At 53.6% G+C, this 15,190-nt stretch carries 16 protein-coding genes and 2 tRNA genes; 11 read left to right on the top strand and 7 right to left on the bottom strand.

The window, feature by feature from the left end; translation table 11 throughout:
• Positions 1 to 45 precede the first annotated feature (45 nt).
• Positions 46 to 2,100: a DNA helicase IV gene (helD, locus tag IFU29_RS06800; RefSeq protein ID WP_191933260.1), complete on the top strand. Its 2,055-nt coding sequence runs from the start codon at positions 46 to 48 to the stop codon at positions 2,098 to 2,100.
• 19 nt (positions 2,101 to 2,119) lie between these two features.
• On the opposite strand, the gene IFU29_RS06795 is transcribed toward helD, so the two are convergent.
• Positions 2,120 to 2,578 carry a methylglyoxal synthase gene (locus tag IFU29_RS06795; protein ID WP_191933259.1) on the bottom strand — a complete coding sequence of 153 codons (459 nt, stop codon included), beginning with the start codon at positions 2,576 to 2,578 and terminating at the stop codon, positions 2,120 to 2,122.
• 79 nt (positions 2,579 to 2,657) lie between these two features.
• A complete protein-coding gene (locus IFU29_RS06790; protein WP_191933258.1) occupies positions 2,658 to 3,299 on the bottom strand; it encodes a DUF2057 family protein in 642 nt (213 codons plus the stop codon).
• Between the two features lie 188 nt (positions 3,300 to 3,487).
• Here IFU29_RS06790 and IFU29_RS06785 point away from each other — a divergent pair, with 188 nt between their 5' ends.
• Positions 3,488 to 3,904, top strand: a complete 417-nt coding sequence (locus tag IFU29_RS06785; protein WP_191933257.1) for a CoA-binding protein — start codon at positions 3,488 to 3,490, stop codon at positions 3,902 to 3,904.
• Between the two features lie 25 nt (positions 3,905 to 3,929).
• Here IFU29_RS06785 and hspQ read toward each other — a convergent pair whose 3' ends face one another.
• Together hspQ and rlmI are read right to left on the bottom strand one after the other, a co-directional pair.
• Positions 3,930 to 4,247, bottom strand: coding sequence for a heat shock protein HspQ (gene hspQ / locus IFU29_RS06780; RefSeq protein WP_191933649.1), 318 nt, complete (start codon positions 4,245 to 4,247; stop codon positions 3,930 to 3,932).
• Between the two features lie 61 nt (positions 4,248 to 4,308).
• Positions 4,309 to 5,499 (bottom strand): 23S rRNA (cytosine(1962)-C(5))-methyltransferase RlmI, encoded by a 1,191-nt coding sequence (gene rlmI, locus IFU29_RS06775; RefSeq protein WP_191933256.1) that lies wholly within the window; start codon positions 5,497 to 5,499, stop codon positions 4,309 to 4,311.
• A gap of 88 nt (positions 5,500 to 5,587) precedes the next feature.
• On the opposite strand from rlmI, the gene yccX reads away from it, so the two are divergent.
• Positions 5,588 to 5,866 (top strand): acylphosphatase, encoded by a 279-nt coding sequence (gene yccX, locus IFU29_RS06770; protein ID WP_191933255.1) that lies wholly within the window; start codon positions 5,588 to 5,590, stop codon positions 5,864 to 5,866.
• Positions 5,867 to 5,868: 2 nt separating this feature from the next.
• On the opposite strand, the gene IFU29_RS06765 is transcribed toward yccX, so the two are convergent.
• Entirely contained in the window at positions 5,869 to 6,195 is a 327-nt protein-coding gene (locus tag IFU29_RS06765; protein ID WP_191933254.1) for a TusE/DsrC/DsvC family sulfur relay protein, read from the bottom strand.
• Between the two features lie 104 nt (positions 6,196 to 6,299).
• Entirely contained in the window at positions 6,300 to 6,956 is a 657-nt protein-coding gene (yccA, locus tag IFU29_RS06760; protein ID WP_191933253.1) for an FtsH protease modulator YccA, read from the bottom strand.
• A 228-nt stretch (positions 6,957 to 7,184) separates the two neighbouring features.
• Between yccA and IFU29_RS06755 the strand changes: the two genes are divergently transcribed.
• Positions 7,185 to 7,272, top strand: a tRNA-Ser gene (locus IFU29_RS06755).
• A 256-nt stretch (positions 7,273 to 7,528) separates the two neighbouring features.
• Positions 7,529 to 7,616 (top strand) — tRNA-Ser (locus tag IFU29_RS06750).
• A 42-nt stretch (positions 7,617 to 7,658) separates the two neighbouring features.
• On the opposite strand, the gene IFU29_RS06745 is transcribed toward IFU29_RS06750, so the two are convergent.
• Complete coding sequence (locus IFU29_RS06745) at positions 7,659 to 8,510, bottom strand: hypothetical protein (protein ID WP_191933252.1); 852 nt, start codon at positions 8,508 to 8,510, stop codon at positions 7,659 to 7,661.
• Positions 8,511 to 8,910: 400 nt separating this feature from the next.
• Here IFU29_RS06745 and IFU29_RS06740 point away from each other — a divergent pair, with 400 nt between their 5' ends.
• The 6 genes from IFU29_RS06740 (at position 8,911) to IFU29_RS06715 (ending at position 14,888) form a co-directional block, all read left to right on the top strand.
• Positions 8,911 to 9,438, top strand: a complete 528-nt coding sequence (locus tag IFU29_RS06740) for a fimbrial protein (protein WP_191933251.1) — start codon at positions 8,911 to 8,913, stop codon at positions 9,436 to 9,438.
• Positions 9,439 to 9,564: 126 nt separating this feature from the next.
• Complete coding sequence (locus tag IFU29_RS06735; protein ID WP_342214456.1) at positions 9,565 to 12,042, top strand: outer membrane usher protein; 2,478 nt, start codon at positions 9,565 to 9,567, stop codon at positions 12,040 to 12,042.
• A gap of 25 nt (positions 12,043 to 12,067) precedes the next feature.
• Positions 12,068 to 12,817 (top strand): fimbria/pilus periplasmic chaperone, encoded by a 750-nt coding sequence (locus tag IFU29_RS06730; protein WP_244633649.1) that lies wholly within the window; start codon positions 12,068 to 12,070, stop codon positions 12,815 to 12,817.
• Positions 12,814 to 13,749: a fimbrial protein gene (locus IFU29_RS06725; RefSeq protein ID WP_191933249.1), complete on the top strand. Its 936-nt coding sequence runs from the start codon at positions 12,814 to 12,816 to the stop codon at positions 13,747 to 13,749. The genes IFU29_RS06730 and IFU29_RS06725 overlap by 4 nt, the downstream gene beginning before the upstream one ends.
• Positions 13,750 to 13,782: 33 nt before the next feature.
• Complete coding sequence (locus tag IFU29_RS06720) at positions 13,783 to 14,388, top strand: helix-turn-helix transcriptional regulator (RefSeq protein WP_191933248.1); 606 nt, start codon at positions 13,783 to 13,785, stop codon at positions 14,386 to 14,388.
• Positions 14,385 to 14,888, top strand: a complete 504-nt coding sequence (locus IFU29_RS06715) for a fimbrial protein (RefSeq protein WP_191933247.1) — start codon at positions 14,385 to 14,387, stop codon at positions 14,886 to 14,888. Before IFU29_RS06720 ends, IFU29_RS06715 begins: the two co-directional genes overlap by 4 nt.
• Positions 14,889 to 15,190: the final 302 nt, after the last annotated feature.

Genomic DNA, 15,190 nt, shown 5'->3' with positions numbered 1-15,190 from the left:
TTAAACTGTCTGATGATGAAAATAACCGCAGCCAGGGTCACCGTAATGGAACTGAAAGCAACATCGTTGGGTAAACATCTGGCACAACATCCTTACAATCGGGTGCGGTTGTTAACCGCAGGCGTCGAAGTCAGCGGCGAAAAGCATGAGTATCTGATCCCTTTTAATCAACTGCTGGCAATCAGGTGTAAACGCGGCCTGGTCTGGGGTGAGCTGGAATTCACACTGCCTGATGAAAAGGTGGTACGCCTGCACGGTACCGAATGGAGTGAAACGCAACGCTTCTATCATTACCTCAGCCAGGAGTGGACTCGCTGGAGCACGGAAATGAGTGAGGTGTCGGCCAGCGTTCTGGTGGCGCAGCAGCAGCAGATCCGTGAAGCAGAACAGCAGGATAAGTGGCTGAAACGCAGCGATATCGCCCTGTGGCAGCAGGCTATTAACAAATCTTTCGATGCCGTCCCGCTACCGGTTCAGCGCCTCGTTGAGTTTGAAAACTGCCGCGATCCCTACCTCTACTGTCAACAGTGGCTCAGCCACAGCGACGCCCGACGTGTTCAGCGTAATAATGAATGGACCGGCCGCATGCTGGAACAGCATGCGGATTTTTTTAACCAGGTTGAAACGTCGCCGCTGAATACCTCACAGGCGCGTGCCGTGGTGAACGGTGAAGATGCCGTACTGGTTCTGGCCGGTGCGGGCAGTGGTAAAACGTCGGTGCTGGTCGCCCGGGCAGGGTGGCTGATGATGCGCAGGCAGGCCAGCGCCGCTCAGATCCTGTTACTGGCCTTTGGGCGCGAGGCCGCAGCTGAAATGAATGAACGTATTCGTGCGCGCCTGCACACGGAGGACATTCAGGCACGCACCTTCCACTCCCTGGCACTGCACATCATTCAGCAGGGCAGTAATAAAGCGCCGACCATCAGCAAACTGGAAACCGATCGTGACGCGCGGCAGGCATTGCTGATCGACGTGTGGCGGCAGCAGTGTAATGAGAAAAAAGCCCACGCCAACGGCTGGAGACAGTGGCTGACCGACGAACTCGGGTGGGAGCCCGGAGAGGGCAGTTTCTGGCAGGATGAACGCCTGGCACGACGGATGGCCAGTCGTCTGGAACGCTGGCTGGGGCTGATGCGGACGCACGGCGGGGCACAGGCAGCGATGATAGACAGCGCCCCGGAAGAGGTGCGTGACCTGTTCAGCAAGCGAGTAAAACTGATGGCCCCGCTGATGAAGGCGTGGAAAGGGGCGCTGAAAGAAGAGGGGGCGGTGGATTTCGCCGGACTGATCCATCAGGCGGTAAACCTCCTTGATAAAGGGCGGTTTATCAGCCCCTGGAAGCATATTCTGGTCGATGAGTTTCAGGATATCTCTCCGCAGCGTGCGGCACTGCTGGCGGCGCTCCGCCGGCAGAATACCCAAACCTCACTGTTTGCGGTCGGGGATGACTGGCAGGCTATTTATCGCTTTAGCGGGGCAGAGATGACGCTGACCACGGCTTTCCACCATCATTTTGGCGAAGGAGATCGCTGCGTACTGGATACCACCTATCGCTTTAACCAGCGTATTGGCGAAATTGCGAATACCTTTGTTCAGAGCAATCCACATCAGCTGAAAAAACCGCTTAACAGCCTGAGTAAAGGTACGAAAAAAGCAATCTCTTTGCTGCCTGAAGAGCAGCTTGAAGCACTGTTAAACAAACTCAGCGGTTATGCGGCGTCCGGTGAGCGGATTATGCTGCTGGCCCGTTACCACCATCTGCGTCCTAACGTGCTGGATAAAGCGGCAACGCGCTGGCCGAAGCTGAAGATTGATTTTATGACCATTCATGCCAGCAAAGGGCAGCAGGCAGATTATGTGATTTTACTTGGCCTGGTCGAGGGAAAAGAGGGATTCCCTGCCGCGTCACGCGAGTCGGTGATTGAAGAAGCCTTGTTACCTGCACCGGAAGACTTCCCGAATGCTGAGGAGCGCAGGCTGGCTTATGTCGCAATGACACGTGCGAAGCAGCAGGTCTGGCTGCTTTACGATCGTGCAAAGCCATCGGTGTTTGTTGCGGAGTTAAGCCGTCAGGGCGTACCGGCGTTACGTAAACCCTGACGGGGCAGCCGCCTCTGAATTATTTCAGGCGCTGTTGCAGATAGCGCTCGTAATCGGGGATCTGTATGTCAATCTGATGATCGAACAGCGGTGACTGGATGATAAAGTCAGCGGTGGCGCGGTTGGTGGCCACCGGGATATTCCATACGGTCGCCAGGCGTAGCAGGGCTTTCACGTCGGGATCGTGTGGTACGGCATTCAACGGATCCCAGAAGAAAATCAGGACATCAATTTTCCCTTCCGAAATCAGCGCACCGACCTGCTGATCGCCGCCCATCGGGCCACTCAGCATGGCGGTGACGGGCAAGCCAGTCGCCCGCTGTACGAGGTTACCGGTGGTACCGGTGGCGTACAGCGTGTGGTGTTGCAACTGTTCTTTATTAATTTCTACCCACTGCATTAAGGCATTTTTGCAGTGGTCATGAGCCACCAGGGCAATATGCTTCTGGGGTTTTATCGTGCGGGTTGTCTGATCCATTCAATATCCTGGCTCGTTAGGGCGGGCAAAATGAACAAGTAAACGGAGGAGTGAGTGTAGCGCCGGATCTCAGCCGGTATCAACTGGTATGCAGGGCATTCATTAACATAACAAAACGCTGCCGGGTGGCAGAGTCGACCTGCAGATACCACAGGCGCAGCATGCGCTCCGCCGGATGCTGGCTGATGGCATTGTCCTGCAGGACGTTGCCCGCCTGCACGTTGCGGCGCATCGGCTGTGCAAAACGCGGCACCGACGCCACTTTATTATCAAGATTATACTGCACCATCGCCTGCTCCAGATCTTCCTGTGCCTGAGGGCGGAGCGCATCACGCTTGCTGTCGACTTCCACACCGTGTTCATCTACCAGCGTAAACCGGGGGTTTTTATCAAAATGGGTACCATCACGCAGGGTCTGCAAGGCCGGTAAGCGAATAACGACCGACTGAGTACGGGTGGAAAACGTGACGATTTGTGGCTGTGAAACCCAGTTGACGGGGCCTCTGGCATGGCTGCTGACGGTACGTTCTACGCGAAACAGCAGCTGATGCTCACCCCGTTCCAGTTCAAGACCATCGGCCCCTTTGAGCAGGGAGCCTGAAATTTTATGCCCGTCCAGTACCAGCAGGTCAATGTCGGTAGAGAGCTTTAGCGTTGTCGCCTGCGCGAGGTTGGCAATCAGCATCACCAGCATCCCGGCGATGACCATACTCAGCTTCATTGTTTCTCCAGCAGGGCAAAGGGTAAAAACGGATTGAATGTATCAAAGTCTTTCAGTATGGCAGCATAGTAACATTTAAAAATACTTATTCGTGCTATATATCGAGAATCGCACAGGTTGCATTTTTTAATGCGTTAAACAAGCCACACTTAACGGCAGCAGAGCCAGTAAGGCAAATGGAGGCAATAATGAGTGATCAAACTATCGCGGATGTGCTGACGACCACCAAAACCATTGCGCTGGTCGGGGCCAGCGACAATCCGGCGAGACCAAGCTATGGCGTGATGGCTTACCTGCTTTCGCAGGGGTATCAGGTGACGCCGGTCAGCCCGAAACTGGCAGGACAGACGCTGCTTGGGCAGACGGTCTATGCCAGCCTGAGTGATATCCCCCATCCCATCGATATGGTCGATGTTTTCCGCAATGCCGCAGCTGCCTGGGGCGTTGCGCAGGAAGCAATAGCTGTAGGCGCAAAATCGCTGTGGCTACAGATTGGGGTCATTAACGAGCAGGCGGCGGTTCTGGCCGCTGAGGCGGGGCTGAAAGTGGTTATGGATCGCTGCCCGAAGATTGAAATACCGCGACTCGGACTGGAGAAGTCATAAAAAACCCCGCGTAAGCGGGGTTTTTTTAGTGCCTCAGGCGGGGAGCCTGGAGCTGCTGACGAATTGATGCCGCCAGTTCATCCAGAGAAGGCTGTTCAGGATGCTCGCCGGGTAACTCCCACGAGATCTGCGCCTCTGCCAGATAAGTCTGGACGGTACGACCGTCCTCATCTTCCATCACCACGTGATACCAGGGGGCGGCGCGCAGGGTTTCGCCGCCATCGACCTGATCAATCGCCGGTTCAGTTAACGAGTATTCCGGGTCAACATCAACGATAACGCCGAGAAAACCGAGAAGCTGATGGCGTACCTGTTGTCCGATTCCGTATTTGCTGGCAATCATCATAACCTCCTGAGAAACGGTGCCCTGTTAACTATATGGAGGCAGACATCACAATTTCAAGTCACAGAACGCGGCAGGCGAACCCTTTCAGATACATTCCTTCCGGGTAGCTGGCGATCACCGGGTGATCGGCCGCCTGACGGAATTGTTCAATAAACTGTACGTCACGCTGAGCATCAAGAGCCGCATCTGCAATGATTTTCTGGAACAGGTCGGTGGGCATCAGGCCGGAGCAGGAGAAGGTCATCAGCATCCCGCCCGGATTCAGCAGCTGCATGGCCAGCATGTTAATATCTTTATAGCCGCGACAGGCACCCATCAGCTGGTTTTTATTCTCAACGAATTTCGGCGGATCCATAATGATCAGATCGAATTTTTCGCCCTCTTCCCGATAGCGGCGGAGCAGTTTAAAGACGTCATCGCGCAGGAATGTCGCTTTACTGACATCGAGACCGTTCAGCTCAACGTTCTGACGAGCCACGTCCAGCGCAGCCTGCGACGTATCCACGCTGATCACTTCGCTGCAGTTGCCCATCAGTGCCGATACCGCAAAACCACCGGTGTAGGAGAAGCAGTTCAGAACGCGACGGCCTTCCGCATAACGGCGGGTAGCCAGGCGGCTGTCACGCTGATCCAGATAGTAGCCCGTTTTGTGTCCGGTCTGAATATCCACCAGCAGTTTCATGCCGTGTTCGGTAATCGGCAGCAGCGCCGGCGGCGTCTCGCCAAGCACCACGCCCTGGGTCAGTTCCAGACCCTCTTTTTTGCGTACGCTGACATCAGAGCGGTCATAGATGGCACAGTCAGGGTAGCAGATCTGCAGCGCGGTAATCAGCGGGGCTCGCTGATACTCAGCACCCGCAGAGAGCAGCTGCAAGACCAGGAAGTTGCTGAACCGATCAATGGTTACGCCGGGCAGGCCGTCTGACTCACCGGCAATGATGCGGTAGCTGTCAAGGTTATCACGCTGTGCCAGCCAGTCACGAAGCTGCTGGGCAGCGCGCAGGCGGCGCACGAAAAAGTCGATGTCAATCGACTCATCCTGCTGCCAGCTCCAGACGCGAGCACGGATCTGTGACTCGGGCGACCAGGCGGCACGCGCCAGCCATTTACCGTGGCTGTCACAGACATCAATCGTTTCACCCGACTGGGCTTTGCCCTCTATGCGGGCAACCGCCCCGGAAAACACCCACGGATGGCGACGAAGTAAGGACTTTTCACGTCCTTTGGCAAGAATCAATCGAACAGTCATATTTTGCTATGCTTACACTCAGAGAATCAGGCGATATTGTCCGGTGCGGACTGCAAAAATGCAAACGGTGTTAGTCTCAGGAGGAAAAATGGCCATCATCTGTATTCGTGCGTGGGTTCATGGGCTCGTTCAGGGCGTCGGCTTCCGCTACAGTACGCAGCGCGAGGCGAGAGAGTTGGGGATTCAGGGTTACGCAAAAAATCTTGATGATGGCAGTGTCGAAGTCCTGGCCTGTGGCGAGGCCCGGCAGGTTGAGGCCCTGCTGGCATGGTTAAAAGCCGGAGGGCCACGCAGCGCCCGGGTGGATAAAGTCCTTGCTGAACCCCATCATCCTGCCCATCTTCCGCAGGGTTTCGCCACAGTCTGACCTTACAGGCACTTTGCCGGTTTGGGCAGACCCGCTATTTTCGTAGCCTGTTTGGCCGGGCCTTTTGGAAACAGCCGGAACAGATACCGGCTGTTTCCTTTCTCCTCACCGTATTTTTGTGCCATGGCTTTCACCAGCATCCTGACGGCCGGAGACGTGTTGAACTCCAGATAAAATGCCCGTACAAAGTGAACGACCTCCCAGTGGGCTTCGCTGAGGGTAATCTCCTCTTCTGCCGCCAGCAATGCGGCCAGTTCTTCACTCCACGCGGCAGGGGACATCAGGTATCCCTGCGCATCGCGCGCAATCTCTTTGCCTTCAAACTGCACTTTCTTGCCTCGTCATATTAAACCAGCGGTCAGTTTATCAAACTTTTGCACCAGCAAAAATAAAGCCCCGCATGGCGGGGCTTCGTTACTACTTGCAATGGTGTTTAGTTGCTGCGGGACATACCCAGCAGACTCAACAGGCTGACAAAGATGTTGTAGAGCGAAACATACAGGCTGACAGTAGCGCGAATGTAGTTGGTTTCGCCGCCGTGAATGATGTTGCTGGTTTCCCACAGGATCGCCCCGGTCGAGAACAGCACAAACAGCACGCTGATCGCCATATGCAGGGCAGGGATGTTCAGGAAAATATTAGCCACTACGGCAATCAGCAGCACCACGAAGCCGGCCATCAGCATGCCGGACAGGAACGACATATCTTTACGGGTGGTCAGCACATACGCCGAACAGCAGAAGAACACCAGTGCGGTTCCGCCCAGTGCCAGGGCGATGACATCCCCCATACCGGCAGACATGAAGCTGCTAAGGATCGGCCCCAGGCAGTAACCGAGGAAGCCGGTAAACGCAAACGCGGCCAGAATACCGGCCGGGCTGTTAGCCAGGCGGTAGGTCAGAAACATCAGACCATAAAAGCCGACCAGCATCAGAATCAGACCTGGCGCCGGCAGCGCGTACAGAGTACTCAGCGTGGCTGTAAGCGCAGAAAACGCCAGAGTCAGGCCGAGAAGGAAATAGGTATTACGCAATACCCGGTGCGTGCTCAGTAACGAGCTTTCGCGCGTGGAGGAAACGATGCGATCCATAAATCACCTCTTTGGGTCATTAGAATAATAAGCAGTCTGCCACGGAGCATAGGCAGGGCGGCGAAGCGGGGAAAGGCGTTTTACCCTTCTTTACGCGCTGTTCGGCTGATTTCGTCGGCAGACTGGCGATAATATCGGCAGTCGGACGCGATTGAACTCTTTTTTAGCGGCTTAATTCAAAACCCACTTTACAAGGCGTTCGGGGATGTTTATAGTGCGCCCCATTGTGGAAGCGTGGCCGAGTGGCTGAAGGCACCGGTCTTGAAAACCGGCGACGGGAAACCGTTCTAGAGTTCGAATCTCTACGCTTCCACCATCAAATCCAACGGGCCAGCGTAAAGCTGGCCCGTTTTGCTTTGTGCGAAGTCCACTCGCAGTAAATGCCCATCCCCCCTTGTGTTGCTGCTCAATTACGTTTTTTCCCGTCTGCTGACTGTTTTTACAGCAATCGATCACAAATGCTCACAAAATCAACAAAGTAGAGAAAAATGTTCTTGGCAAAGCAAAAAACATCTCCTATACTTCGCTCCATCAGTTAGCGCAAGTATGTTTAAGCAAGCTGATAACCGTGTGGAAGCGTGGCCGAGTGGCTGAAGGCACCGGTCTTGAAAACCGGCGACGGGAAACCGTTCTAGAGTTCGAATCTCTACGCTTCCACCATCAATTCTGACCCCGGGCTTATAAAAGCCCGGGGTTTTTTGTTTATGTGACCCCTGATAACCCATGCACCGTACTGGCCAGATAAAGGCAAAAATAGTCCTTAACCATATCCATAAATTCCCGGCTCAGTGTCAGCTGGTGAAGCTCATCCTCAATAGTCAACAAGCCAATCTGCACGGCAGCCTGCAGGCTACGGCGGATATGTGACCGCGATACGGCACAGCAAAACGCCGCTTTCAGAATATTGTATTTAATGACCCGCGATTTCTGTCTGATGCTCTCCAGGTACAGATAAAACATAATCATGTGACCACCATCGCGGCTTAAAAACTCTCCGCTGCCCGGCACCATGTCATGCAGGAATATACGATTGAGCGTCACTTCTGAATACGCACTAAAAAATGCGGGCACAAAGTTTTTATGCGTTTGGTAAAACGTCAAATCAACCTTATCCGACAGCATGGAGTAGGGAACCAGCATGGTATTAATCATGCGCCGCGTTTCTTCGAGTGCTTTAGGTGTCGGTTTGTAGTTGAATTTTCGCTTGTCCTGATGATCGCGATAGACCTCAAGTCGTCCTCCAACGCGTAAAAATAACAAAAATGAATCCAGAGAATTACTACTGAACAGGTCGTTACCAATACAGAACCGCTTAATGTCTTTAAAGGTGCTCCCGGGACGTGTGTAGTAAATACCTAAAATTGCAGATCCAACAATAAAGCGATTGGCTTTGAACAGTGTTTTAAAATAAAGAGGGTTGGTTAAATACTGTTTAAGCAGAAGGTCGTAATGGCATTTAATTGCTTCATCAATATTCTCCTTTTCCCTGAATCCCCTGGCGAGATCGCTTAATTTTTTTTCGAGCGATAATTTTTTCCTGCTAATGAAAGGCATAAGTTTGTTTCTTTGCTTCTGAATTATATGTTGTTAGGAATTATCTTATTAACCGTAAGCAGTGATGTCAACACTCTGAGATATTCATCGTGCTGTTTTTTTTAGTTTATTTATGATGATTTAAATAAAAAATCATATTTTACAGATATTTAGCCGTTATAAGATTATGTTCAACTTGATAATTATACTAAAATAACGGGTTTTTTGTTTTAACCTTTTGATTTTTAATGTTTTTAAATTAACAACAAAAATGGACAGTGACTTGAATTTTAATCTCTTTAGGATGGCGTGGCTTCACTAAGGAATACCTGTAATGGGTCTTTCGATCGTTTAAAAAATGATTGAAAGGTCTTCGTGAGAAACACGCGTTCGGTAAAAAGATAAAATCAAGGAGTTCTAAATGGAAATTAAAAAAATTGCTGTTGCTTCACTTTTCACTTTGGCTGCATCAGGTGTAGGCCATGCTGCGGACGAAGGGAGCGGAAAAGTGACTTTCTATGGTTCAATCGTTAATGCCCCTTGTTCTATAGCACCTAACGTTGACGATCAAAAAATACCGCTGGGTCAGGTGTCAAATACCCTGCTGGCAAATGGCGGAGAACAAACAGCCGTTCCATTTACTATTGATTTACAGAACTGCGATAACAGCACGAAGAAAAGTGTGACAGCTACGTTTACCGGAAAATCTGGCGTGGACGGTCGTCTGGGGATCACAGGAGAAGCAACGGGTGCCAGTATTTTGCTGAGAGATGGCAGCGGTAAAAAAATCGAACTGGGTACGGCGACCGCTGCGCAAAATATTAATACCGGCAGCAATACGCTGCAATTTACAGCGGCGCTAAAAGGGGATGGCACTAGTGATGATCCGGTTGCCGTGGGTACCGGTGCATTCACTGCGGTGACTAACTTTACGCTGGCCTATCCGTAATTAGCGATCTGGCCGGGGTGGTTGTCCCGGCCAGTAGAAGGGCTTGATGATTTCACGCCAAAACATACGTCGCCCCGGTAATGGATGATGGAAAAATTAACCTCAAAAATAAAATGGTCGGGGATCGTGGCAGTTTCCTTTTTTCTTTCTCTGGATATGGCAGGCCGGCCAGCCCGGGCCGATCGCATCCAGTTTAATACCGATCTGTTTGATGTCGATGACCGGCAGAATATCGATCTCTCTCGTTTTACGCAGAAAGGTTACATCATGCCGGGCCGCTATCCGATGAATATCCGGCTAAATAATGAGCCACTTTCCGCACGCCCTGTCGATTTTTTTGTCCCGGAAGCGCGACCTGACAGCAGTGAACCCTGCCTCAACGCGCAGCTGGTCTCCGAGTTGGGATTACGTCCTGCACGGGCAGACGCTTTAACGTGGTGGCATGACGGCCAGTGCCTCGATATCCGCAGTCTGAAAGGGATGCAGGCCAGCGGGTCGCTATCGGACTCGACGCTGACTCTCAGCGTACCGCAGGCCTTTCTGGAGTATCAGTCAGCAAACTGGGACCCTCCTTCACGCTGGGATGAAGGCATCCCTGGACTGTTATTTGATTACAACCTGACCAGTCAGGCACGGTTTACCCAACAGGCAGGCGAACAGCGCAGCCTGAGTGGCACGGGGGTCACCGGAGCCAATCTGGGGCCCTGGCGTCTGCGTGCCAGCTGGCAGGGTCGCCGTGATTCACTGGATGGCACCACGCGCAGTCGCTTTGACTGGACCCGTTATTACGCCTGGCGCGCACTTTCTCATCTTGGTGCCCGGCTGGTGGTGGGGGAAGACTATCTGGCATCCGATATTTTTGACAGCTTCCGCTTTGCAGGGGTCAGCGTGATCACCGATGACAATATGCTGCCGCCTAATCTGCGCGGCTATGCGCCAGAAATTACCGGTGTGGCACGGACCAATGCCCGGGTGGTGGTGATGCACCAGGGACGCGTGCTTTATCAGACTCAGGTGGCTGCAGGCCCGTTTCGCATCCAGGACATTGATGACGCGGTACTGGGTGAACTTAACGTTCGTGTGGAGGAACAGGATGGAACCGTCCAGACCTTTACGCTGAATACGGCGGCGGTCCCTTATCTTACGCGTCCGGGACAGGTGCGTTACAAGATGGCGCTGGGTCGCCCTGTCAACTGGCAGCATCGTACCAACGGCCCCGAATTCGTCAGCGGTGAATTTTCGTGGGGAGTCAATAACGGCTGGTCGCTGTACGGTGGGGCTATCACCAGTGAGCACTATCAGTCGATGGCCAGCGGCGTGGGCCGCGACCTGCTGGCGCTGGGAGCCATGTCATTTGACGTTACCCATTCCGTCGCCCGTCTACCCTGGGGAGAAAACCGTCAGGGGAATTCCTACCGCCTGAGTTATTCAAAACGCTTTGATGACTACGGAAGCCAGGTCACGTTTGCGGGTTACCGCTTTTCGGAACGGCAGTTTATGACGATGGAAGAATTCCTCGACGCCGGCAGCCTCGGCGACAGGCAGAGCCGCAGCAACAGCCGTGAAATGTACACCATCACGCTGGCGCAGGATCTGCCAGTTGTAGCTGCCAGTGCCCAGTTCAGCTACAACCGGCAGACGTACTGGGACAGGCCCGAAAGCGAACGCTACAGCCTGGCCCTGTCACGCTACCTTGACGTCATGCAGTGGAAAAATATCAGTCTGTCACTCTCAGGCTGGTCGAGCCGCTATAACCAGCTCAGCGATCGGGGCGTGTATCTGTCCCTGTCCCTGCCGTTTGGACATCGCAGTACGCTCAGCTACAGCGGTTCAGGCGGGCGAAACAATCGCAGTCAGCAGCTCAACTATTACCAGATGCTGGAGAATAACGACAGTTACAGCCTGAGCGCAGGCACCACAAATGACCATCAGGTTCTGTCGGGATATTACCTGCATGACGGCAATAGCGGCCAGGTCACCGGCAGCCTTAACGTTCAGCAGGATCATTATCAGGCGATTGGCGCAACGCTGAAGGGCGGAATAACGGCCACACGTAAAGGCATTGCTCTGCACCGGCAGAATGCGCCGGGAGGAACGCGTTTGCTCCTTGATACCGACGGTGTGGCCGGTATCCCCATCAGAGCCAGCGGCGGCGTCGTTTACAGCAACGCCCGTGGCAAAGCCGTGATTTCTGATATCAGCAGTTATTACCGTAATCAGATCGGCATTGATATTAACCGTCTGCCGGATAACGCCGCGGTAACCGCATCCATTGTCAGCGCCACCCTGACCGAAGGGGCGATTGGCTATCGCCAGTTTTCCGTGGTGGCGGGTGTGAAAGCGATGGCGGTGATCCGCCTTGAAAACGGCACGTCGCCGCCGTTTGGCGCACAGGTGCTGAATGCACGGCAGCAGGATGTGGGTCTGGTGGCGGACGGTGGGGCTGTGTATCTGAGTGGTATGGCGTCAGGCGAGACGATGACCGTGCATTGGGGCGGCAAACCCCAGTGTCAGATTGCCATGCCGGCGCTGAACGATCGTGCGTTGTCCGCCTTGCTGCTGCCCTGTGTGCGTCAGCCTGTCCGGGCAAAAGAGGATGTGTAACATCAATAATCAGAGAGTGAAAACCATGAAACTTATTTCCATCTCAGCGGCAGTCACGCTTTCCACGGCGGCAATCGGTCTCTGTGCGTTATCCGCCATGGCGGCTATTTCACTCGATCGCACACGCATTATTGTGGAAGCAGAAAGCCCGTCCGTCAGTCTGACGATGGCGAATGAAAGTCATCAGTTGCCCTATCTGGCTCAGGGGTGGATTGAGGATCAGCAGGGCAGAAAGGTTAATTCACCTTTCACCGTTTTACCGCCGGTGCAGCGAATTGACGCCGGTGACAAAAGTCAGATAAAAATTCAGTCTTTGCCGCCGGTGAATTTACTGGCTCAGGACAGAGAGTCGCTGTTTTATTTTAATCTGCGGGAAATTCCGCCGCGATCTGACCAACCCAATACGCTGCAAATTGCGCTGCAGACCAAAATTAAATTATTTTACCGGCCTGCAGCATTACGCCGCTCTTCCACTCAGCTTGCCTCTCTGGTTCAGCAGCAGGTCACGCTGGCGCGGAAAGGCGATCGCTACCAGATACATAACCCGACCGGTTACTTCATTACCCTTATTGACGCCCGACGGCCTCATGCAGAAGAGACGATAAGCGGGTTTGAACCAGTGATGGTGTCCCCTTTTAGCGCTGCCACGCTCGGGGCAAGTGCAGCCGCCCTGGGGGATGAACCGGTTCTGCAATATATTAATGACTTCGGCGGACGGTCAACGCTGGCCTTCCACTGTCGGGGGGCGGTCTGCCAGGCCGTTGAACGCCCGTGATACGGCGGCTGTTCTGGCTGGCTGTGGTGTTGTTGCCCGCCAAGGCGCTGGCTTTTTCCTGCATTGATAAGCGCGACGGTAAAGCCTTTGACGCCGTGGGCCAGCGTAATATTGATGTCACGGTCAACCTGACACCGGAAATTATGATTGGCGATGTGGTGGTGTTCGACCTCGCGCAGTATTTCACCTGCCGGAATACGGTTCCGGGCACGTATGTCGATTATATGCGGCTGAATGCGGGAACCTATAATACGGCGCTGGATGCCTCTTTTAACAGCGGCGTGGAGGTTAACGGCCAGCGTTACCTGAATCCCATCGGTTCCGCGATAACAGTCTATACGCTGCGCGATGGTGGCTGGCACGACCTGCAGCTGAAAGCCTTTTATCAGCTGAAAAATAACCCGGGCCGCGGCGTACTGATCAAGGCCGGCACGGTCGTGGCCAGTATGCAGCTTTACAAATGGAGCACCCCCGCCGGGAGTGTTTTCACTGCTAACTGGCGGGTGATCGCGGCTAATGATGCGTATTACACCTCTGGTACCTGCGCGATTAATCAGGGGCAGGATATTAACGTGGACTTTGGCTATGTCGCCCGCAATGAAATCACTCAGAGTGCCAGCCTTACCCCGTTTCGCCGTGACGTGCACATCCCTTATCAGTGCCAGGACACCCGCAACTGGGCAATAAAAATGACGCTCTCAGCGGAGGCCAGTGGCTTTTCCGGCAACGCCATCAAAACCACTAACCCTGACCTGGGGGTAGAGATTTACCACCAGGGAAAACGAATACGTCCCTTCGAGAGCATCAACAGCCAGATTATTAATGGTACCGGGGGGGATGATTTCACCTTCGCGCTGGTGAGGTCGGCGCGTCAGGAGGTCAACACCGGTCCTTTCAGCGCCACTGCAGTGCTGGTGATGAGTTTGCTGTAGCCGCTTATCGTTCTTGCCGATTAAGGAAAAAACATGTCTGATCCTCGCCGTCTGACGCTGATGATGTTTGACCACGATCGCTATTTTGCGGATGGGGTCCTACGTTTTCTGCAATCCCACTATTCTCAGGTGGTCGTCAGGCTGTCCGTCCGGCAGGTAACAACAGTTGACCTGATGATGACCGGAATGGAAGCCGTCTCGCTTTGTGCGTCGCAGCAGTATGCACGCCGGTTAACCGCGCAAAGTCAGCTGCTGGTGGTTCACGATCGCGCTGAACCGGGCTGGCGACCCCTGCCTGAAAGCCTGCAGGGCTACCCGGTAAAACATCTCCACCGTCGGCTGTCACTGGCACAGCTTGCCAGCCTGTTACTGCAGCTGATCCCGGACAGGGATAGTCTGATCACCGTTATCGATCCGCGCTCGTTAAAAGAAGATCGCCTGACGCCACAGGAAAAAACGCTGCTCGCCCATCTGCGCGTTCACTTAACGCCGCATCAGATTGCCAGCAGCATGTCGCTCCACCCAAAAACCATCAGCACTTATAAACGTTCGGTCATGCTCAAGCTGGGAATGCAAAAGAATCTGGAGCTGTATCACTGGTTATTTTATTCGTCACCCACAGACAGGGAGAGGTCATGAAGTACGCTGCTATCCTCGGGGGGCTCTTACTGCTGGCACCAGGCAGCCAGGCTGCAGAGAATGGTTACGGAAAAATAAACCTGTCAGGTGTGGTCGTGGATGCGCCCTGTTCCATTGCGCCGGGCGCTGACAGCATTGAGGTTAATTTCGGTGAGATCAGTTCGGCAGCTCTGCAGAACGGTCATCCTTCACCGGCAAGGGATTTTTATCTGGCGCTGGCCCGGTGCCACACGCTGCTGCACCACCAGGTACAGGTGACTTTTCAGGGAACGTCTTATGCGGACGGGCTGTTTTCAGTGGGGGAGGGGAACACGACGGTAGGGATTGAACTGCGCGATCGAAACGGTCAGCCGGTACGGAATAATCAGCCTGTCGCCTGGCAACGGCTTAACGAAGGGGATAATCAACTCCATTTTACCACGGTACTGAAAGCACGTTCACCGGTGGTCAGCCCCGGTCGCTTCCAGACGCAGGTATTATTTACGGTGGCGTACTTATAACGCCGGAGAAAGACAGGGCAATTATCGTGGTTATCCTTCTGTTTTCACGGCTTTCCTGCTATTTTCTCGCAGAACAGGTGATTAGATCATTCCTAAAAACATCTTGTTTCTTTTCAAACGCCTGAAGCCACTAAACCGCTGCGGTCAGAGTCTGCTATATTCTCACTAATGATTTACCGCCTGTTCTGGCGACAGCAATGCGCTGACGTTGCACTCTGAAGTGCGGTTGTGGTGAGTCAGCGTTGATGCACGGCACGCGCCTGCGCTGCATACTATGCCCGGTACGTTCACCCCTTGAATCA

Source organism: Erwinia persicina, assembly GCF_014838825.1.
In the GTDB taxonomy this organism is placed as follows: domain Bacteria; phylum Pseudomonadota; class Gammaproteobacteria; order Enterobacterales; family Enterobacteriaceae; genus Erwinia; species Erwinia persicina_A.
The sequence above is the reverse complement of the archived record's forward strand: the minus strand, read 5'-3'. Positions and strand labels throughout refer to the sequence as shown.